The organism is Acidilutibacter cellobiosedens, from assembly GCF_004103715.1.
In the GTDB taxonomy this organism is placed as follows: Bacteria; Bacillota; Clostridia; order Tissierellales; family Acidilutibacteraceae; genus Acidilutibacter; species Acidilutibacter cellobiosedens.
Genome location: NZ_CP035282.1, coordinates 3223801 through 3244746, shown reverse-complemented (window position 1 = coordinate 3244746; position 20946 = coordinate 3223801). Strand labels below are relative to the sequence as shown.

The following is a 20946-nucleotide window of genomic DNA, read 5'->3' as shown; positions in this document are numbered from 1 at the left end:
GAATGAAAAATATGACTCAAAAGGAAAGATTATTAAAAATTTTAAGAGGTGAAAAAGTGGACAGGCCCCCGGTTATATGCCCCGGAGGTATGATGAATGCCGCGGTTACGGCTATTTTAGAAGGGATAAAAGCTAATCATAATACAGATTTGGATGCTATGGTATCTGCTGCAATTAAGGTTCATGAAATTGTAGGGTTTGAAAATTACGGTGTTCCCTTTTGTATGACATGTGAATCAGAACCATTCGGTGTAATTATCAGCGAAGGAGACAAAGAAAATGAGCCGAAGATAGTGGAGTATAATCAATCAGACGTAGAAGATATAATGGAATCTTTCGACTCGGAATCATCGGTAAATTTAAGAGTCCAAACTGTAATCGAAGCTATCGGAAGGTTAAAAAACGATAAAGTGCCTGTTATAGGGAATATTACGGGTCCCATAAGCACAGCCACATCTGTTGTGGATCCCCTTAAGTTATTCAGAATGTTAAAAAAACAACCGGAGAGAGCATATAAATTTATTGAATATATAAATGATTATCTCATAGAATATGCTAAAAAGATGGTAAAAGCAGGAGCTGATGTCATTACCGTGTCGGATCCTACGGCAACGGGAGAAATATTGGGAAAGAGAAATTTTGATAAATTTGCAATGCCTATGTATACTAAGTTTTTAAAAGTCATGAAAGATATTGATACTCCCGTAATAATTCATATATGCGGTGATACAAAAAATATAATCTATAGTTTGAATTTGCTGGAAGCAAACGCCCTTAGTTTTGATTCTATGGTAAATATGAGATTTGTAAAATCTAAAATTAATACAAGATTAATGGGAAACATAAGTACACTTCTGTTACAGAACGGACCTCTGGAAAAAATTATATCATTTACCAAAAATGCCATAGATTCCGGAGTGGATATTGTGTCCCCTGCGTGTGGACTGGACATGTCAACTCCTGTTGAAAACCTTAAGGCAATGACGGAATGTGTGAAAGGAAGTATATAATGCCCATAGTTAAATTCATTAATGAGAATATAAGTATTGAAGTAAAAAAAGGCACTGTTTTATTGGATGCCATCAGAAAGGCTGGATTAAGCATTGAGGCTCCATGTAATGGTATGGGAATTTGCGGTAAATGTAAGGTAGTTGCAAAAGGAAAGCTATCCGATCCTAGCGAAATGGAGAAAAAAATTATAGATGAAAATAAATCTGAAAGACTGTCCTGTATGGCATTAGTATTTGGAGATACGCAAGTAGGGATTTTAAAAAATGAAGAAAGATTAAAAACAGTAAATAAAGGTTTTAGTATTGATGTTCCTGTAGACAGCCCTGTTAAAAATATAAAACTTCCTGGTATTTGTAAAGACAATCCTTTACCGTATGCCGATTATCTCGGATATCATTTTAATTCCCCGGAGTTATATAAAAAAATAAGCCTCATAGAAGAAAATAATCCAGAAGAAATATGGGGAATAGTGTATGACAACAAATTATTAGATATTACAACATATAAAAAGAACATATTGGGGGTGGCTATAGATGTTGGAACAACAGGTGTTTCCTGCTATCTAATAGATTTGTCAAATGGAGAAATAATAAAAAAATTATCCTTTTTAAATCCTCAGATTCAATACGGCGGGGACGTGCTTACAAGGATTACATACTGTATGGAAAATAAATCAGGAACAGATAAACTCCATGAACTTATAGTTAACGAAATAAATAATTCAATAAAAAGCTTAACAGGAAATATTTATAATATAGATGATATTTATTATATTACTGTTTCTGCCAATACTACTATGAATCATCTTTTACTTGGGATTAATCCAGAGTCATTAGCTAAATTTCCCTATAGGGCTGTATTTCTAAGAACAGATGACATCAAAGCAAAGGATATATCCATTGAAGCCAATGATGAAGCTGTGCTTACGGTAATTCCATCTATTTCTTCATATGTAGGAGGGGATATAGTATCAGGCATCATGGCATCGGACTTTCAAAATAATAAAGAAGCTGTTTTTATAGATATAGGAACAAACGGAGAAATTGCGGTTTTAAAAGACGGGGATATAATATCTACCTCTACTGCAGCGGGGCCTGCCTTAGAAGGTATGAATATAGAATGCGGATGTCGTGCAAAGGAAGGTGCTATAGAAACCTTTGATATAGATGAAGAATTTAATATTCGTTATACCGTAATAGGGAACGAAAAACCCATAGGGATTTGTGGGAGCGGACTTATAGATATAGTAGGAGCATTAGTTAAAAGAAATATACTTCAGAAATCCGGAAGATGGAGTAAAAATTTAGATTCTAAGATAGCCTGGAGATTAGCAGATAAGAAATTTTATATAACAGACGATGTATATATTTCTCAAAAAGATATAAGACAAATTCAATTGGCAAAGGGAGCCATAGCTTCAGGTATGATTTTACTCTTGGATGAAATAGGATTAAACATACAAAAAATATCGACCATATATATTGCAGGGGCTTTTGGATACCACATTAATCCTGATAATATAAAAACAATAGGGCTTATTCCTAAGGGATTTAGGGGAGAAATAAGATTTTTGGGGAACACTTCCTTAGAAGGCGCAAGACTTGTTTTGATAAATAAACAATGCCTTAAAAAGGCATATTACATAAGCAAAAATGTAAAGACGTTGGAATTGTCCCTTAAAGAAAATTTCCAGGATGTTTTCGTATCCCAATTAAATTTTTAGAAGGTGATAATATGGAAACTATAAATATTTTTAAATGTATCGGAAATGAAATAGATATAATACCGGATAAATTATTGGAAAAGTTAAAGATATCATATGAAACCGCAAATAACAGGGCTTCCGAAATGGCGATGCTATCAGAATTGATTAAAGAAGAAAATAAAAAAGAATATTGCAGATTGCCTTTTTGCCATACTGTAGAAGCAGAGGCCTTTGGTTCTGAAGTTATATTTAATCAAAGGGTAGGAAACAGAATCGGAAAATATAGAATTGAAGATATGGATTCAATTGGCAGCATACAGCAAATTGATTTAAATAAGGGGAGGATATCTGAGGTTTTAAAAGCGGTAAGTATTCTAAAAAAGAATGGAGAGAATGTAGTGCTTAATATCGGCGGTCCCATAAGTATAGCTACATCTGTTATGGACAGTCAATTGTTTTATAAAATTCTCCGAAAAGATAGACATAAAATAGATTCATTGTTAAAACTGATTGAAAATAGTGCGGTTGAATACATATCGGAAGGGATAAAACGAAGCGCGGATATTATTTCTTTTGCCGATCCGGCGGGAACCATAGACATAGTTGGGCCTAAAATTTATAAGGAATTATCGGGAAAGGCTACATATAACATATTAAAAAGAATAGAGAAAGGGTTGGGAAAATCCGTTGTCCATCTTTGCGGGAAAACATCTACTTCCCTTGAGGCTACAGGGCTGTTGGAAAGTGAAATAATTGAGACGGAAGGAAAAGATTATTTTCAAATGATTCAAAATGCAAAGCTAAAAAGAAAGGACATAAAGTTTATCGGACATTGGTGTTTAAAGACGGATAGGTTTAGAAATCAAGTAGTTGTTTGCAATATTAAATGAAGAGGAAAATATGGACGAGAACTTATCTATATATATTTATAAAATATATAGTTTTGTAATAAGTTTATGTTAATATGTTTGTAACGAAATGAAAATGAACATAAAAATTGGAAGTTGTAAATTTTTATAAAATTTCACTTGATTAATAAGTGTGAATAAATTATAAGGAGTGAAGATAATGGCAAAGGATTATACCGGAATTATTGTAGAGGAGAGTCTTGACGACAACAGATTACTTAATGAACTGAACGTAAGAAAAATGCGGATAACAGGACATACCAATCCTGTCGATAGGTGGCATATGTATGAGGTCGATGTAACAAAGGAAGAAATACAGGAGTTGTCTAAGCATATTATTGGGGATTGGTATATGCATTTTTGGAAAGAAACAGATGTTATTGCCATTTTTAAAAATAAGGTATTTGAATTTAATTATGAAAATAAAAATACTTGGAATAAGGTTTAGCAAACCACTTATAGCGAGCCTTGAGCATCGGTCAGGCGACTTATGATGTTAAGCGTGGACAGTTAGGTAGTAGGCGGTAAACATTAGTTAAAAGGATAGAGTCTCGAAATCCCAATCAGGACAGAAAACAACATCAATATATTCGCTATGCAAGAATATGTTGTCTTCCTCGGGGTCCAATGCTTTTCGCTCTACACATTGATATGATTCGGTCAACTTGGGAGACCCTATGGCTCTTACGCAGAGAAGTAGGATAAATCAAGTGATAACAAAGCAAGGTAATCCAATGTACAAGGGAGTCGGATTGCTGAATAGTACCGAAGAAGTAGAGTAATTTTTGCGTTTTTTATTTAAAAACGTGGGTTTCAAAAAGGCTGTTCATACTAATTTTTAGGCAGTTTATTTAAATTATTGTAAAATTGGGATTGACATATTTTAGAATAGTAATATGATTAAAGCCAGGAAAACGATATACATATTAGGTATTTAAGATACTTGATTATTATATAATTGATTAGAAAGGAGAAGAATATGTTTCTTAGTGAGGTAAAAAGATTACATATAGATTTTAAAAAAATAATTAAGGCTTTTCTTAAAAAAATTTTATTTTTGATTACTGTTTATATGATTATTTCATTTTTGAGTGTGTACCCAAATAGATTATTAGGTAATATTATTGATTTAATAACAGTAGAAAAGGGATTAACGAGTAGTGTACTTAAGTTAATTTTTGTTTATATATTGATTAGATTTTCAAATTTAATATTCAGCTTTTTTAGTACATATTATGGTGAAAGTATAAGGGTAAACTTAGAAAAAAATTTAAGAATAAAATCTATAAATAAACTATTGGATATCAAATATTTAAATGAGAGCAACAATCTTCAAACAAGTGAATATGTTACGAGAATTTATAATGCTATAAAAGAGTTGGTTGAGTCGATTTTAGAAATTGTTTATTGGTTTGGAAAGTCATTATTTGTACTTATATTTACCTTTTATTTTATATTTAAAATTAACTATATCATTGCTTTTTTGATAATTCCTTTTGTTTTGGTAATGGCTTTACTGACAAAATATATTTCAAAAAAACAAAAAGATGCTTCTAAAAAAGAAATAGAAAGTAATGCAAAACTTATAGATTTTACTCATGAAATAATAAATAGCCTTAGTACAATAAAAATATTTAATAGTGAAAAGTATATACTAAATAATTATAATAAAACAGAAGAAAATTGGGGACAGAACAGATTAAAGTGTAATTTAATCTCATCAACTTCTGTTATGAGTTTAAGTTTATTTGGAATAATAATTATTTCTTTAATTTTATTATTATCAGGTAGCGGTAAAAGTATGGTTAAACCGGGGGAAATAACATCATTAATACTTTATACGGGAAATATTTTTGTAATAATCATGGAAGTATTCAATAATGTAATAATATTCAGTGCATTAGAAAATTCATTAAAAAGATTTAATGATATTTTTAATGAAAAAAATATAAAAATTGAAGAGAAAGGCCGTATAGCTAAAACCGATATAGCAAACTGGGATATTGAGTTTAAAAGTGTAAATTTTAGATATCAAAGTAAGAAAATTATAAATAATATGTCTTTTTATATTCCGGAAGGAAGTAAAGTTGCCATAGTTGGGAAAAACGGTACCGGAAAAAGCACATTGTTAAAATTAATTTCAGGTTTGTACAAGCCTGACAGCGGAGAAATTTATGTGGGAAATATATTACTTAATAATATTGACGAAAAGGTATTAAGGGATAACTTAAGTTATGTATTACAAGAATCTTATATATATAGTGATACCGTAAGCAATAATATTTTTTTGGGGAATTATGATAATGAAGACAAACTGAATTATGTTACGGATATATGCCAATTGAATGATTTAGTCAAAGATCTACCGAAGGGCTATATTATCCATAATAACGGGGCTAATTTATCGGGAGGACAAAAACAAAAAATAGGCTTGGCGAGATCGATTATTAGACAACCCCAAATTTTACTTTTGGATGAATATACTAATGCTTTGGATAATGAATCTCAGAAAATAATATCCGATGAGATATATAACCGCCATAGGACTATAATTTTTGTTACACATAATTTTGAAATTTTGAATAAAGCTGATTTGGTAATTTATCTTGGTAAAAACGGTAACTATTATATAAATAGTCATTATAAATTATTATCCGAATGCGAAGATTATAATAATTATATTAAAATAAATTAACCTGTTGTGCTAGTTGATTTTATAGGAAAAACTTACAAATGAAAAGCCCCAACATATTATGTTAACCTATAGTTGGTATAGTTAAATAGATAATAATGCAACTAAGGAGGTTATAAATATGCCGGAGCTTCATAAATCTTATTTTATCAAAGAAATAGAAAATTTTAAAGACTTGGTAATAATTGCCTATGTTATTATAGATGACATTTACCAAGAAATAACTCCAACACATATAAAGAATCGTCGAAATGCTAATGATTCTATACTGAGTGACAGTGAAATAATTACCATAAGTATCATTGGTGAACTGCTTACTATTGATTCAGAAAAAGCTTGGCTTGGGTTCTGTGAGAAAAATTTCAAGGACCTATTTCCCAAACTTTGCGGCAGGACTAGATTTAATAGAACTTGCAGATCACTGCATGCAGTTATTGACGAAATCCGTAAACGGTTATCTGCTATCACGAGAAACCAAAATAGTCCTGTTAGAATTGTTGACAGTATTCCATTGCCTGTGTGTAAATTCGGTAGAGCAAAGTTTCATAAAACTTTTAGAGGTTATGGTGCAACTTATGGAAATTGTCCTTCTAAAAAGGAGATTTATTTTGGTTACAAATTGCACCTCTTAGTAACACTTGATGGATTCATCACAGACTTCGAGTTAACATCATCAAACACTGATGACCGTGATAGTTTGTGGGATATATTAAAGAACTATGCCTCAATCACTGTACTTGGTGATAAAGGGTACACTCATAAGAATTTGGTTTCTACGCTTAAGCAAGAAAAAAACATTGACCTTATTCCCTTAAAAAGAGACAATGAAAAAGTTCAATATTCCAAAGCCTTCAGGCAGTTAATTTTTAAACTCAGACGAAGGATTGAGACTACAACATCACAGCTAACAGAGCACCTTAATATTGAAAGAGTCCGTGCTAAATCGCTCTGGGGTCTTATAACAAGGATAAAAACCAAGCTATTAGCCTATAATCTATGCTATTATATCAATATGCTTATAGGCAGAGATACTAATTTTTCAAGGATCAAAGCTCTTATATTTGGATAAATAATCCAAAATATTTAGCGGCTAATTATATAGGGATACTATATATCTTTATATTGCCATAATATCCCTCAGTTGGGTTATATATCTGTTAGCACAACAAGTTAATTTAAATAATTTTGAAACCAGAGTTAAACCTAAAAGTATTTATATAGAGATAACTTCTGATTGTAATTTACGTTGTAAACATTGCTTTGGAAAATTCGGAGAAGGTAATTTACACATGTTATCATATGATTTATTGAAAAAGATAATTGAAGATGCATCTAAAATTGGGATTAGTGACATAGTTTTAAGTGGTGGAGAACCATTATTATATAAAGAATTTATTGAAGTATGTAAATATATTTTAGATAAAGGATTTAATTTAATAGTAGCTACTAATGGTACTATTTTTAGCAAGAAGTTATTTTTGTTATTTCATGAATACCAGAATATTAGTATACAATTTAGTTTAATAAGATGTACTACTCTGTCCCCTATCAGTATATCAGAAATAAAGTCGATGTGCGTATTACAGATACAACAATTGAAATATTTTTTAACCACAATAGAATTGCCTCTCGGGCCTTTGACAGTTGAAGAATAAAAAAAGTACGAAAGTCATTGAAAAGACTTTATTTTTTTGTCAATTTTTAAAAATAATTATTGGGTGATGTCGCGTGATGTATTATAATAAAATATATACGTATGGGAGGGTTGGTTATGAGATTGAAAGTATCTCGTTCAAAAAATTCTGCTTCTTACTATGTTACTAAAACTGTTTATGAAAATAAAAAAGAACGTACTATCACCGTTGAAAAACTTGGTACGGAAAAACAACTACGTGAAAAACTTAATGGTCAGAATCCCTATGAATGGGCAAAAGACTATGTTAAAAAATTAAATGAAAAAGAAAAAGAAGAAAGCAGACAAGTCATCATAAAACGTACACAGTCCAAACTTATCAATAGAGGAGAACAGGTGTCTTTTAATGGGGGATACCTTTTTCTTCAAAGATTGTATCACGACTTGAAGCTTAACCGAATCTGCAAAGATATTTCTGACAGATATAAATTCTCTTTTAATCTTGATTCTATCCTCTCAAGATTGATTTACGGAAGAATTCTTTTCCCTTGCTCAAAGCTTAATACATATCAACTCTCCGGAACTTTTTTGGAGCAGCCTGATTTTGAATTACAACACATTTACCGTGCTCTTGAAGTAATTGCCAAGGAATCGGATTTTATACAGTCTGAGCTCTACAAAAATAGTCTTGCTGTTTCTAAACGTAACAATAAAATTCTTTACTACGACTGCACAAACTACTTCTTTGAAATTGAACAAGAAGAAGGCGACAAACAATACGGGCCCAGTAAAGAAAACAGACCCAACCCTATTGTAGAAATGGGACTATTTATGGATGGAGACGGGATTATATTATATATAGGAGGTGCATTCCGCAATATAAATATTTTAAATTTGACAAAAAAATAAAGCCATTTCAATGACTTTAGCGATTTTTTTATTCTTCAACTGTCAAAGACCCGAATAATCAATTCATTTTAATGGTATTGGATTTCGATTAAATCTTAATACAAAATTTATGTTCGGAGAATTTTTCGCCTTGACATTAAAAATAATATGTGTTACCATTTTTATTAAATTATATCCATTAAGATATGTCTATTAAATTATATCTTTATAAGTTAAACAACTCAGTAAAGTTATATTTTGCTGAATTTCCAAAAGGAAAACGGGGGAACCAACGTTGGGGTGCATTGTTTTGCTTTATTAAAACATAGGGTAGTTTCTATCCGAACCCGTCAGCTAACCTCGTAAGCGTATGAAACAAATTTAACCATTTCTGTTTTTTCAATTATGCGTGTTTTTTCTTTTGGGCTATAAAAAGCCCTTTTTGTTTTTCTATTTTAATATTCCAATATTATAGGGCTGTTTCAGCATTTTCTGAGTACTTAAAAATATATTTTAAGTATTTTTTTATTGAGTATTTAAAATAGAAAGGAGAAAAAAATGAAAAAATTTAAAACGGCAACAAATTTATTAACAGTTCTATTATCAATCGGTTTGCTGGTAATATTTTTAACAGGGTGCCAAGATTCAAAGGAAAATTTACAATCAAAAGAAGGGGCGCCCGAAAACGAAACGACATTAGAGAAAGCGCAAAGGCTTGGTTCTGTAACAATTGGGTTTGCAAATGAGAAACCATATGCATATCAAACAGCGGAAGGTAAGCTTACAGGTGAGGCGGTGGAGGTTGCAAGAGCAGTTCTTGAGAATTTAGGCATCACTAAGGTTGAAGGTATTTTGACTGAATTCGGCTCATTAATTCCGGGCTTAAAAGCAAAAAGATTTGATATGGTTACTGCCGGTATGTTTGTAACACCTGAACGTGCAAAGGATGTAAGTTTTGCTAATCCTGAATATAAAATTGGGGAAGCTATTGCCGTGAAAAAAGGCAATCCTCTCGACTTACACAGTTATGAAGACATTGCAAATCATGATTCTGCTAAAATTGCAGTACCGGGAGGAGCAATAGAATATGATTACTTAGTGGCTGTCGGGTTAGATAAGAAACGCATTGTCACTGTTCCTGATATGCCTTCGGCTCTGGCGGCTTTACAATCAGGGCGAGTAGACGCAATTACCGCAACAGGTCCGTCACTGCAGGCCACTCTTGACTCTTCAGAGGATGATAAAATTGAGCGCGTGACGGATTTCACACAACCTGTTATTGATGGTGAAAGTGTGATTGGTTACGGAGCAACGGCATTCAGAAAGTCAGACCAGGATTTTGTTGATGCTTTTAATAAAGAATTAAAGAAGCTTCGGGAATCAGGAAAACTTCTTGAAATTATTGAACCGTTTGGGTTTACTGAAAATGAACTTCCAGGAGATATTACAATTAAAAATTTAATTAAATAATTTATATTTGGAAGGAAGTGTTATAGTTGAGCACATTTGAGCTGCTCATCTCCCTTTTGAAGGGAGGCCTTAAAGTTACAATTATAGTTACATTATTTTCTACAATTCTTGCTTTTATTTTGGGATTTACTGCAGGGTTGGCACGTTTATCAAAATATAAAATATTACGGATTATATCGGGAATGTATGTAGAAGTTTTTCGTGGGACTTCTCTATTAGTTCAACTTTTTTGGTTGTATTTTGCTTTGCCTTTATTGGGTATAAAATTTTCTGCGATATCTACGGCTATTCTTGCTATAGGATTAAATTTTGGTGCCTATTGTTCTGAAATTGTCAGAAGTGCGGTTAATTCAATTCCTCAAGGGCAAACAGAAGCTTGTATAGCATTAAATATGACTTCATTTCAAAGTATGCGGAGAGTTATAATACCTCAAGCATTTGTAACGATGTTGCCCAACTTGGGTAATCAGCTGATAGAGCTGTTAAAAAGTACGTCTCTTGTTTCTATGATTACACTGGCTGATTTAACATATCACGCCAATATACTTAATTCTTCTACATTTGAAACAACAAAAATTTACGGCTTGCTTTTAATTATATATTTTGTTATTTCCTTACCTTTAACATATGGTATTAAGATGTTGGAATGCAAGCTGTCCGTATGGAGGGTTTAATATGTTTGATTGGAAATTTGCTATAAACATACTACCTAAAATATTGGCATCTTTAAAAATCACTATTGTAGCAACCTTTGCAGGATTTTTTCTTGCTCTTGTATTTGGTTTAGTATTATCCATTTTATCCAAATCAAGAATAAAGCCAGTATCTCGTTTAACTAATGGGGTAGTCTTATTTATCAGAAATACACCTTTGTTAGTACAACTATATTTTATTTTTTATGTATTTCCTGAATACGGTTTAACACTTGAGCCACTTTCTGCCGGAATTTTAGGTTTAGGAATTCATTATAGTACCTATTTGTCAGAGGTTTATAGAAGCGGTATTGAAAATGTGCCTCAGGGCCAGTGGGAAGCAGCAAAGGCTTTAAATTTTACACGGATGGAAACTTGGACTAAGATAATACTGCCTCAAGCGATACCTCCTATTTTACCCGTTTTAGGTAATTATTTAATTACGATGTTTAAGGAAACTCCCCTATTATCTGCAATAACACTTGTCGAAATTCTGCAGACTGCTAAAATAATTGGTGCGGGTTCTTTTAAATATTTGGAAGGGTTTACAATAGTAGGCATTATATTTTTTATACTTAGCTATCCGTCATCGAGATTAATAAAGAGCTTGGATGTACGATTAAATAAAAAATTTTAATAAAGAAAGGAGTGATTACAATAAAACCTATAATTCGTTATAATAAAATCACTAAAGCTTATGGTGATCTGAAAGTTTTGAAAGGGATAGATTTTGAAATTTATCCGGGAGAAAAGGTTGCTCTGATCGGGCCAAGCGGGTCGGGGAAAACGACTTTAGCCAGACTTTTAATGACATTGGAAGAACCGTCATCCGGTACGATTGAAGTTGAAGGCAAACTTTTGTGGCATGAAAAAATAAACGGCAAATTAGTCAGAGCAAAGGAAAAGCATCTTCACGAAATGAGAAAGGATATTGGTATGGTTTTTCAACATTTTTATCTTTTTCCCCATATGACTGTATTGAATAACGTAATGGAAGCCCCTATAACGGTTTTGGGAATGTCTAAAAAAGAAGCTAAGAAACAAGCCGAACTTATGATAAAAAAAGTCGGCTTAATAGACAAATTAAATATTTATCCTGTTCAACTGTCGGGAGGTCAAAAGCAAAGAGTTGCCATTGCACGAGCTTTGGTAATGAAACCTAAAATAATGCTGTTTGACGAACCTACATCGGCTCTTGATCCCGAATTAGTTGGTGAAGTGCTGGATGTTATAAAAGAAATAGCTGTCGAAGGCAACGACACCGATATGACTATGCTTTTAATAACCCATGAAATGGATTTTGCACGAGAAATAGCCGACAGAATAGTATTCTTTGATGAAGGAGTAATAGTTGAACAAGGATCTCCGGATGAATTGTTTGATAATCCTAAAACCCCAAGGCTGCAGACATTTTTATCCAGGTTTAATTCCTGAAATTTCTGATATTGTAAAATTCCAAAGTTATATGAGATGAAAGATAACAGTATAATTTTATCAAATGGTATGTTATATTGACAAAATATAAAGTCACATGGATATTCTATAAAAAATTAAATAATATACTAAAATAAATATCAATAAATCATTTCGGGTAGATATTCTGTTCTGCCCGAAATAATTAAAATAAATATCTGCTAAGAAGGAGAATTTGTATATTTTGCCTATTATTTTTTTGTTAAGAACTCATAGAAGCTCCTCCGTCTACATGAAGAATTTGCCCGGTAACATAAGTAGAATCATCGGATGCCAGATAAACGTAAGTTGGCGCCAGTTCCACAGGTTGACCGGCTCTTTTCATAAGAGTATCCGTGCCGAATGTTGTTATATATTCTTTAGGAAAACTTGCAGGCTGAAGAGGAGTCCAAATAGGGCCCGGTGCCACACCGTTTACACGTATTCCCTGTGCTACGAGGGATTTTGCCAATGATCGTGTGAAACTTACGATGGCTCCCTTGGTGGCAGAATAGTCGATCAGTAATTCATCGCCTGCGTAGGCAGTAATTGATGTTGTATTTATAATAGCACTTCCGCTTTTTAAATAAGGAAGAGCCGCTTTTGTAATATAAAAGAATGAAAAAATATTAACACGGAAAGTATGTTCAAACTGTTCCGCAGTTATATCCTTCAGACTGTTTTGCGGGAACTGTACTCCGGCATTGTTTACTAATATATCAAGGTGCTTAAAAGCATCGATAGTATCATCAACTGCTTTTTTGCAAAATGCCTCTTCTCTTAAATCACCAGAGATCAGAATACATTTTCTTCCTAAATTATTGATGTATTTTTCTGTTTCCTTGGAATCTTCATGTTCATTATAGTAGACTATGGAAATGTCGGCTCCTTCTTTGGCAAAGGCAATTGCTGCAGCTTTGCCGATACCGCTGTCGCCTCCGGAAATAAGAGCAACTTTATTGCGTAATTTTTCGGTTCCGACATAATTGGGATTATCAAAAATCGGATTTGGAGACATGACATATTCAAATCCGGGCTGCATAGTCTGATGCTGAGGCGGAAACGTAGTCGGTTCTGTGGTACGTTTTTCTTTGTATCCTATATGCGGATAATAGAGCATATTATTCCTCCTAATTTATTTTATATTATTATGATATGAAAAAGTATTGTCGGTATGGTCAAACAGGAACTGACGCTATTAAAATTATCCGGTTAATTCCCTGATTTAATAGGTCTTGATTTTCCATCATAATATTTTATTATGTACAAAATTTGAAAAAAAATTATATTGATAGAACATATTTTTGATTGAATTATTGATTTAAATATGATCTGTGTAAAATAAAAATACTTGGGATAAGGTCTTGGAATATGGGCATTCCATTGGAATACCAGAGGATGAATTGGATTTCACGATTAATGGATTATAATATAGCTGTAAATTTATGGTATCAGATTCAGTGCAGTTTATCAAGCTGGGACAGGAATGTCAGAACGATGGAAGTTACAGTTCAGTCATGCCATTCATAATATGCCAGAATATACAATTCAACTAAAAAATATATAACATGGCTGGCATATTATTCATAATAGTTTGATTTGTCCCTTTCTTCTTGTGTACTGCACCATGCTCGCTGGGCAGCGATAGGCTAATTTTTAATTTTTGCCAGTCATAGCGTAATATGAGCCGCCTATACTGTCTAGAAAAGCGTAGAAAAATTGGCTGAACTGTGTTATGCTGGATATGGAAAGTAATCTCTTGCAAATGTGAACTTTGTGGGAAATGGGTGAAATTTATATAATCCAAGTAAATTCAATAAGTTCAGGAGGTTGAGTTAATGGGAAAAAAACGCACCCAAGCAACGTTTGGAATTATACTGTTGATTTATCTTATATGTTTATCAGAACTGACTAAAGTATTTTTGGTGAAGCTTTTATACACAAGCTTATGGGAATTGGAATTCTTTTTATAGCGTTAAAGTATCTGCATATTCGCACAAGTGAAATCGGCTTTCAACCCCAAAAAGCTCTTAAAAATGTGCTATATGGATTGCTGCTTGGAGTATGTGCATATATGTTGGCTTATGGGATCGAGTATTCCATCCATTCTATGTTAGGAAACTCACCATCGTTGCAGCTTTATGTGACAAGTTATTCTGTCAATGGCAATTTAGGTAATCAGACAGGACTCTTATTCTTTGCCATTTGTGTCATCGGCAACATTATAAATGTTGTTATGGAGGAAGGTGTTTTTAGAGGACTGTTTTTAAAACTTGCGGAAAAGAAATATTCATTTTTAATTGCGGTAATCCTTTCATCCGTATTGTTCGGGTTTTGGCATATTGCCGCACCCCTGCGGAGCTTTTTGAACGCAGAAAGAAGCTTTGGCGGTACGCTTATGATGATGCTTATGCTTGTTGTAACAACAGGCATTACCGGAGTCAAATTTTGTCTGCTTACAAAAATATCAGGTTCTTTGTGGCTGCCAATGGCAGATCACTTTTTAAACAACACAATTATCAATATACTGCATATTTCCACTATAACAGATGTAGATGAGCTGCAAATTGTGAGAATAACCATATCGCAAACTGTTTCATTCATTGCTGTTCTTGTTATATTTTGTAAAAATAAATTTTATAAAAGGGAGACGTTTAGATAAATTCATCAAGATTATTATCAATTTGCTTGTAATCATAGCGTTTTACCAAATCAAAGATAATGCGAAATAATCTTCACGGCGCAAGCCGTCCTGCTTACCAAAAATTTTCAGTCGGCAGGGCGCTTTTGTCAGCCTAAAGTTACATCATTAGGAACAATTTCATCAATAATCATCTATGGCAGGTTTTTTAAATTGTGAAGGAAATTAAAAATATATGGAATAAAATAGAGGGCATGTACTGTAATATATCTAATAATTTAAATACAAAGAAAAGTAGCTTTAATAATACTTTTACAGAGAATTTCCTATGGTGAGAAGAAACAAAGGGTATTGAAGTGAAAATAGCCTTGGAGTTGTGCACCGGGATCATTAGATTTAGGCTGCACCGGGTTTGCCCGTTATAGCGATAGAGTATAATCATTGTTATATAACGTACTTGAAGAGGCTTATATCGTGAGGTACAGGCAAATTAGGATGGTAACGCGAAATTCAACTCTCGTTCCTAAGAATTTTTTCTTAGGTTCGGGAGTTTTTTTATATAACTATTTATACACGGAAAAGATAATATTCCTTTTCACACTATAATCTTACCTGCATTGTTGAGTGGTCTCGGAATCAACAAATTTCCTGGTAGGATAATTTCCAGTGAGTATATTACCTTAGAGGGAAGAAAAATATCAACGAGTAATAACTGGGCGGTGTGGGTTCTGGATATAATTGAAAAATATAATGCCGACTCATTAAGATATTTTTTTATAGCAAATAGTCCTCAAAAAAGGGATGCGGACTTTTCGTGGAGAGAATTTATCGATAGAAATAATGGTGAATTATTAGGTGTGTATGGAAATTTGGTAAACAGGACCTTGGTATTCGTGAAAAAATATTTTGAAAATAAAATACCGGATGGTAAGATAGATTGCCATATAAAATCAAGAATTGAACTCTTATACTATGAGATTGGTAATCTTATCGAAAACGGCAATCTGAAGACAGCAATAGATGAAATTTTTGATTTTATAAAGAGCATAAATAAATATTTTGATGAGAAGAGTCCTTGGATTACTATAAATACAGATAGGGCTGGGTGTACGAATACTATTTATAACTGTTTAGCAGCTATAATAAATATTGCTAATTTACTACAGCCATTTTTACCGTTCTCATCGGCTAAAGTTAAAGGTTGGTTGAATTGTGATACAGAAACTTGGAAGTATATTAATTTAAAAATAGGGGCTACAATAGCTAAATTTGATATTTTATTTGAAAGATTGGACAAAAAAGAGATTGAAGAGGAGCTAAGCAAATTAAATTGAAATAACTAAAAAATATGACATTTCCATAGGATAATTATAAAGTGGTATTATCACAAATTAATAACAAAAACGTAAATTTTATGTTGATTAGTTATTATATTTATATTATAATGAGTATGTCAATGAATTTATTTTTTTGTTTTGGACAAGACCGGATGAAATTTTTGAAAACATGAATAGGAGTTTATGATGAGTAATAAAGGTGTTTTTCTTGAAGCGGTAAAATCCATAAAGAGGTTGGTTAAAGCTTCGAAGATGTTAAAATGGATGATAATGTTAATATTTTTGTATATTATATTATTTTTCTCAGGTTATATCTATTCTTATGGGTTAGGTATAGTGATTGACAATGCTGTGGATTTTCATAAAAATCTATTATTCAAAGGTATCGTTTATATTGCTGTAGGTATGTCTGTAAGTGCCCTTATAAATTTATTAAATAAAATCCTCTCTTCGTACATAAAAGAACAATCTGTTGTAAATTATAAATTGCTTATAGCACAAAATTATATATATGGTGATTACTGCCGGATTCATCGCCAGAAAACAGGTGAACTCATCGGAAAATTCAGCAGCGATACCGAGAGGGCGGCACAGGTTATATCGGTATTTTTACCGGATATAATGAGGAGGATTGTCGTTATTTCCGGAGTCGTAATTGTAATGTTATTTACCAATCTTAGAATAGCATTGGTTTTTCTCGTATCAATCCCTGCAATTTTATTTTTCCAGATAAATGCTCATAAACATAGTGAAGAGCCCCTGTCCCTATACAGAGAATCTTATGGCAGGAGGGATGCACAAATCAATGATATTGTCGGCAATGTTGTTGCCATAAAATCGTATCAGCTGAATAATGTCGTTTTGAAATGGATGAAAGATATCTTTGAAGTTTGCATAGAAAGATTTACAAAGGCAATGGTGTCTTTGCCCATATTTTTCAGCCCTTCAACTGTTGCCGTTCAGTTGCCTTCTTTATTGGTAGCAGGTGTGGGATCTTCCCTTGTAATTAATAATTATATTGCCGTAGATAAATTCATCACTGTGTTTTCCCTTTCAATCCTCGGTTCGGAAGAACTGCGGGGCTTAAATTCCGTATTCGCTAATTTGCCCGGACTGATAGCTTACGGCAAAAGGTTGTTTCCTTTGTGGGATGTGCAAAAGGAGAAGAGCGGAAGCAGGTTTATTGATTTTAGTTCGAAATTACCGGTTCTTTCTTTTGAAAGCGTTTCTTTTAAATACCCTGAGAATGGGAATGAAAACAATCAATTTGTTTTAAAGGATATTACCATTGAAATAAAAGAAGGAGAAAAAGTTGCGATTGTAGGTACAAGCGGATCAGGCAAAAGCACAATATTCAAACTGTCGGAAGGGTTATATAATTCCTACGAAGGAAGTATAAAGATCTGCGGTGTTGACATTAAACATTGTGATGTTTCCCAGTTAAGAACTCTTATAAGTTATGTCGGTCAGGATTCTTATATTTTTCCAGGAAGCATCCTAAAAAATATTGTTTTGTCAAAACCCGAAGCATCTTCCGATGAAATATCCGAAGCCGTAAATAAAGCCGGTTTACAAGGAATGATTGAAAAGCTTCCCCATGGGTTAAATACCATTTTAGATGAAAACGGCTCAAATATATCGGGAGGCCAGCGTCAACGAATATTGCTGGCAAGGGCCTTATTAAGAAAACCTAAATTGATGCTCCTTGATGAATCTACCAGCATGATGGATTCCAAAATCGAAAAGGAATTTATCAGCAATTTATTAAAGAAAGATATCTTTTCGACAATAGTTGTTATATCCCACAGATTATCTTCGATTACAGGTGTTGACAGGATATTGGTTCTGTATGAAGGCAGAATTGTAGGGCAGGGAAATCACGAGGAACTTCTTAAGGAGAATAAAATATATAAAAAGTTGTATTACGATCAATATTTGGAGGAATAGATTTGACTGAAAAATATTCTAAGAAAAGAGTATATAAATTAATAAAAAGATTATGTACTTTTGATTCAAAGACCTTTGGAATATCCGTCTTGGGAGCTGTTATTACGGCAATACCATGGTATGTTACGGTTTTGTTAAACGGAATACTTATGCGTACCGTAACTGACAATGTTTATAGAGGAATTTCCACTTGGAAATTTATCATACAAATTATTATTGCCTTGATTTTATTAAGAATTCCAAATATATTCGGATATAGATTAAACGCCTGGGGAAGCATAAGCCTTGTCAGCAAATTACAAGAAAAAATAATACAGAAATGGATCGGTAAAGATGAAAATAAATTAAATAACATATCTACAGGGGATTTATTATCAAGAATAATTAAGGATTGCGGTGATATACTGGGGGATTTTTATTTTCAGGGTCTTGGGCTTAAAATTATTGAACCCTTAATAACAGGTGTATTGGGTTTGATTACAATTTTTTTAATTGATTTCAGACTGGTAATATTTTCACTGATCATTGGCCTGTGCTCCGCCGCTGTTTCATCATTTTTTTCAGGCAGTATACAAAACCTGCAAACCGATGCAATGAAAGTACATTCAAATACAACCCAGAAATTTACGGATATAATTAAAGGCATAGCAACAATAAAAACTTACGGTTCGGAAGAAAAAATGATTTCGGATCTGAATTCACAATGTATTTCAGCGGCAAAAATAGGTTTAAAAGCAGAAACAAAAAATCAATTGGCCATTTTCTTCAGCAGTTTATTTGAGATGATTTCCATAGTGGGATATATTTTGATAGGACTTTATTTATCTCAAAAAAAATATGTTTATTTTCCCGATGTGATGATTGCAATTCCAATACAAAGCCTTGTCAGCAATATGCTGAAAATGATTGGCGAATTTTGGAATTATTTAGTCTCCGTAAGCGTATCGGCAGAAAGAATTTTTGAAGTCATCGATTTGGAGCAAGAAGACGATAGGGCAGAAAGAGAAGGTATTACAGAGGATAATATTGATTATACTAATAATGTTATGGTTGAATTGAAAGATGTTAACTATAAATTTTCAAGAAGTCAGTTTATACTAAAGGATATTAATCTAAAAATAATGAGAAATGATTTGCTTACAATTGTAGGAGATTCGGGTTCAGGGAAGACCACCCTTATAAAAATAATCCTCGGGGTATTGGTGCCTCAATCGGGAAATATTTTTATGAAAGGACAAAATTTTTATGATACAAGTCTTTTTTCCTGGAGAAGTAATATTTCATATGTTCAGCAAGAAACTCCCCTATTTGACAGAACAATAGGAGAAAATATTGCTTTGGGGGCACTGGGGAGGAGGAAAAAACCTTCTTTCGAAGAAGTTGAAAAAGCCGCAAAACTTGCTAACGCTCATGATTTTATAATGAAATTTCCAAAACAATATGATACCCCAGTCGGGGAACTTGGGAGCAATTTATCTTTCGGGCAAAGACAGCGTATCGTAATAGCCCGGGCTTTAGTAAGCAATTCCGATATTATTATTTTTGACGAGCCTACAAGTTCTTTGGATTACGAAGGAGAAAAACAATTTTATCTGACGATAGAAAAACTGAAAAAAATACGCACAGTCATTATTTCAACTCATAGAATTATTCCGAACAGCTATTCAAAAATTATAGTACTGTATAACGGAGAAATTGTTGAAAGGGGAACTCACGAATCTCTTATGATCGATAAGGGCAGATATTATGAATTATTTTATTCCCAATTTAATGGTAAGTATAATACTAAATTTAATTCTTAGGAAGGGATAAAAATGATAAATATATTAGTTTTCTCTCCACACCCTGATGATGCTGAATTATGTGTTGGTGGAACAATTATTAAGCATTCGGATAAATACAGTATTATTATTGTGGATTTGTCTATAGGTGAATGTTCTGCAAATGGCAATAATACAGTACGACAAAAAGAAATTGACCGAGCTAATGCTTTATTAGGTATTAATGAGAGAATTTGCTTGGATATAAATGATTGTGAGATATCTTCTAATTCTACAGAGCAACTAAAAAAGGTTATTTATACTATAAGAAAATATCGTCCAAGTATAATTATCTCTCCATATATGTTAGATAATCATCCAGACCATAAGGAGACATATAAATTAATAAAAAGTGCATTTAAAAAATCGAGTTTAAATGTATATTTAGATGTTGGTCCAGTATATAGATGTAAATATATTTATTATTACAGTCAAGATATAATATCAAATAATTGTAATAAATTATATATTGATATTACAGATATCTATGATAAGAAGTTGTTAGCGTTAGAACAATATAAGAGCCAATTTAAGATGAATATGGCATCAAAAGTTACATATTTAAATAAATATATGATTCAGAAAATAACGTCTAAAGATACTTATAATGGAGCTTTAATAGGATGTGAATATGCAGAAGAATTGCTATATGATGGTCTGATGGTATGTGATAATATTTTTGATTATGAGTTATATTATTAGGGGTGATTAGATGGATATATTGCTAATAAATAGCATTTATTTTTCAAA

At 32.6% G+C, this 20946-nt stretch carries 19 protein-coding genes, 1 pseudogene, 1 riboswitch and 1 other annotated feature; of the genes and pseudogenes, 19 read left to right on the top strand and 1 reads right to left on the bottom strand.

The features are described from left to right. Positions 1-2 precede the first annotated feature (2 nt). The 12 genes and pseudogenes from EQM13_RS15615 to ehuA all read left to right on the top strand — a co-directional run bounded on the left by EQM13_RS15615 (position 3) and on the right by ehuA (position 12433). Entirely contained in the window at positions 3-1010 is a 1008-nt protein-coding gene (locus EQM13_RS15615; RefSeq protein ID WP_240662951.1) for a uroporphyrinogen decarboxylase family protein, read from the top strand. Continuing rightward, positions 1010-2734 (top strand): ASKHA domain-containing protein, encoded by a 1725-nt coding sequence (locus EQM13_RS15610; protein WP_128753156.1) that lies wholly within the window; start codon positions 1010-1012, stop codon positions 2732-2734. Before EQM13_RS15615 ends, EQM13_RS15610 begins: the two co-directional genes overlap by 1 nt. Positions 2735-2745: 11 nt before the next feature. Further along, positions 2746-3606, top strand: coding sequence for a uroporphyrinogen decarboxylase family protein (locus EQM13_RS15605; RefSeq protein ID WP_128753155.1), 861 nt, complete (start codon positions 2746-2748; stop codon positions 3604-3606). A 178-nt stretch (positions 3607-3784) separates the two neighbouring features. Then, positions 3785-4072, top strand: coding sequence for a hypothetical protein (locus tag EQM13_RS15600; RefSeq protein WP_206172724.1), 288 nt, complete (start codon positions 3785-3787; stop codon positions 4070-4072). A gap of 531 nt (positions 4073-4603) precedes the next feature. Next, positions 4604-6319: an ABC transporter ATP-binding protein gene (locus EQM13_RS15595; RefSeq protein ID WP_128753154.1), complete on the top strand. Its 1716-nt coding sequence runs from the start codon at positions 4604-4606 to the stop codon at positions 6317-6319. A gap of 118 nt (positions 6320-6437) precedes the next feature. Further along, positions 6438-7385, top strand: a complete 948-nt coding sequence (locus EQM13_RS15590; RefSeq protein WP_128753153.1) for an IS982 family transposase — start codon at positions 6438-6440, stop codon at positions 7383-7385. Positions 7386-7425: 40 nt separating this feature from the next. After that, the gene (locus EQM13_RS18560) at positions 7426-7971 is read left to right on the top strand and encodes a radical SAM protein (RefSeq protein ID WP_206173017.1); all 546 of its coding nucleotides are present in this window, start codon (positions 7426-7428) and stop codon (positions 7969-7971) included. A 116-nt stretch (positions 7972-8087) separates the two neighbouring features. Continuing rightward, a pseudogene (locus EQM13_RS15580) lies at positions 8088-8804 on the top strand (IS1634 family transposase); the annotation flags it as partial. A gap of 282 nt (positions 8805-9086) precedes the next feature. Then, a riboswitch (cyclic di-AMP (ydaO/yuaA leader) is annotated at positions 9087-9221 on the top strand. A 174-nt stretch (positions 9222-9395) separates the two neighbouring features. Continuing rightward, positions 9396-10307, top strand: coding sequence for an ectoine/hydroxyectoine ABC transporter substrate-binding protein EhuB (ehuB, locus tag EQM13_RS15575; RefSeq protein WP_071140655.1), 912 nt, complete (start codon positions 9396-9398; stop codon positions 10305-10307). A 26-nt stretch (positions 10308-10333) separates the two neighbouring features. Then, the gene (gene ehuC / locus EQM13_RS15570) at positions 10334-10981 is read left to right on the top strand and encodes an ectoine/hydroxyectoine ABC transporter permease subunit EhuC (RefSeq protein WP_071140656.1); all 648 of its coding nucleotides are present in this window, start codon (positions 10334-10336) and stop codon (positions 10979-10981) included. 1 nt (position 10982) lies between these two features. After that, complete coding sequence (gene ehuD / locus EQM13_RS15565) at positions 10983-11636, top strand: ectoine/hydroxyectoine ABC transporter permease subunit EhuD (RefSeq protein ID WP_071140657.1); 654 nt, start codon at positions 10983-10985, stop codon at positions 11634-11636. A gap of 11 nt (positions 11637-11647) precedes the next feature. Further along, a complete protein-coding gene (gene ehuA / locus EQM13_RS15560; RefSeq protein ID WP_454665254.1) occupies positions 11648-12433 on the top strand; it encodes an ectoine/hydroxyectoine ABC transporter ATP-binding protein EhuA in 786 nt (261 codons plus the stop codon). Positions 12434-12674: 241 nt separating this feature from the next. On the opposite strand, the gene EQM13_RS15555 is transcribed toward ehuA, so the two are convergent. Further along, positions 12675-13571 (bottom strand): SDR family oxidoreductase, encoded by an 897-nt coding sequence (locus EQM13_RS15555; RefSeq protein WP_128753151.1) that lies wholly within the window; start codon positions 13569-13571, stop codon positions 12675-12677. A 251-nt stretch (positions 13572-13822) separates the two neighbouring features. Between EQM13_RS15555 and EQM13_RS18320 the strand changes: the two genes are divergently transcribed. The 7 genes from EQM13_RS18320 (at position 13823) to bshB1 (ending at position 20898) form a co-directional block, all read left to right on the top strand. Further along, on the top strand, positions 13823-13981 hold the full coding sequence (locus EQM13_RS18320) for a hypothetical protein (protein ID WP_161567283.1): 159 nt from the start codon (positions 13823-13825) through the stop codon (positions 13979-13981). 308 nt (positions 13982-14289) lie between these two features. After that, a complete protein-coding gene (locus tag EQM13_RS18880) occupies positions 14290-14424 on the top strand; it encodes a hypothetical protein (protein ID WP_255417528.1) in 135 nt (44 codons plus the stop codon). Then, positions 14400-15113: a CPBP family intramembrane glutamic endopeptidase gene (locus EQM13_RS15550; RefSeq protein WP_128753150.1), complete on the top strand. Its 714-nt coding sequence runs from the start codon at positions 14400-14402 to the stop codon at positions 15111-15113. Before EQM13_RS18880 ends, EQM13_RS15550 begins: the two co-directional genes overlap by 25 nt. Positions 15114-15370: 257 nt before the next feature. After that, positions 15371-15620, top strand: a binding site (T-box leader). 41 nt (positions 15621-15661) lie between these two features. After that, a complete protein-coding gene (locus EQM13_RS15545; protein WP_128753149.1) occupies positions 15662-16426 on the top strand; it encodes a class I tRNA ligase family protein in 765 nt (254 codons plus the stop codon). A gap of 189 nt (positions 16427-16615) precedes the next feature. Continuing rightward, positions 16616-18376 carry an ABC transporter ATP-binding protein gene (locus EQM13_RS15540; RefSeq protein ID WP_161567282.1) on the top strand — a complete coding sequence of 587 codons (1761 nt, stop codon included), beginning with the start codon at positions 16616-16618 and terminating at the stop codon, positions 18374-18376. A 2-nt stretch (positions 18377-18378) separates the two neighbouring features. Next, positions 18379-20178 carry an ABC transporter ATP-binding protein gene (locus EQM13_RS15535; RefSeq protein ID WP_114218763.1) on the top strand — a complete coding sequence of 600 codons (1800 nt, stop codon included), beginning with the start codon at positions 18379-18381 and terminating at the stop codon, positions 20176-20178. 12 nt (positions 20179-20190) lie between these two features. Then, a complete protein-coding gene (gene bshB1 / locus EQM13_RS15530; protein ID WP_114218765.1) occupies positions 20191-20898 on the top strand; it encodes a bacillithiol biosynthesis deacetylase BshB1 in 708 nt (235 codons plus the stop codon). Positions 20899-20946 lie beyond the last annotated feature (48 nt).

Excerpts from the sequence above, each read along its gene's own strand:
- EQM13_RS15615 (WP_240662951.1), top strand. The coding sequence starts at position 3 with ATGAAAAATATGACTCAAAAGGAAAGATTATTAAAAATTTTAAGAGGT.
- EQM13_RS15610 (WP_128753156.1), top strand. The coding sequence starts at position 1,010 with ATGCCCATAGTTAAATTCATTAATGAGAATATAAGTATTGAAGTAAAA.
- EQM13_RS15605 (WP_128753155.1), top strand. The coding sequence starts at position 2,746 with ATGGAAACTATAAATATTTTTAAATGTATCGGAAATGAAATAGATATA.
- EQM13_RS15600 (WP_206172724.1), top strand. The coding sequence starts at position 3,785 with ATGGCAAAGGATTATACCGGAATTATTGTAGAGGAGAGTCTTGACGAC.
- EQM13_RS15595 (WP_128753154.1), top strand. The coding sequence starts at position 4,604 with ATGTTTCTTAGTGAGGTAAAAAGATTACATATAGATTTTAAAAAAATA.
- EQM13_RS15590 (WP_128753153.1), top strand. The coding sequence starts at position 6,438 with ATGCCGGAGCTTCATAAATCTTATTTTATCAAAGAAATAGAAAATTTT.
- ehuB (WP_071140655.1), top strand. The coding sequence starts at position 9,396 with ATGAAAAAATTTAAAACGGCAACAAATTTATTAACAGTTCTATTATCA.
- ehuD (WP_071140657.1), top strand. The coding sequence starts at position 10,983 with ATGTTTGATTGGAAATTTGCTATAAACATACTACCTAAAATATTGGCA.
- EQM13_RS15555 (WP_128753151.1), bottom strand. The coding sequence starts at position 13,571 with ATGCTCTATTATCCGCATATAGGATACAAAGAAAAACGTACCACAGAA.
- EQM13_RS18320 (WP_161567283.1), top strand. The coding sequence starts at position 13,823 with ATGGGCATTCCATTGGAATACCAGAGGATGAATTGGATTTCACGATTA.
- EQM13_RS18880 (WP_255417528.1), top strand. The coding sequence starts at position 14,290 with ATGGGAAAAAAACGCACCCAAGCAACGTTTGGAATTATACTGTTGATT.
- EQM13_RS15550 (WP_128753150.1), top strand. The coding sequence starts at position 14,400 with ATGGGAATTGGAATTCTTTTTATAGCGTTAAAGTATCTGCATATTCGC.
- EQM13_RS15540 (WP_161567282.1), top strand. The coding sequence starts at position 16,616 with ATGAGTAATAAAGGTGTTTTTCTTGAAGCGGTAAAATCCATAAAGAGG.
- bshB1 (WP_114218765.1), top strand. The coding sequence starts at position 20,191 with ATGATAAATATATTAGTTTTCTCTCCACACCCTGATGATGCTGAATTA.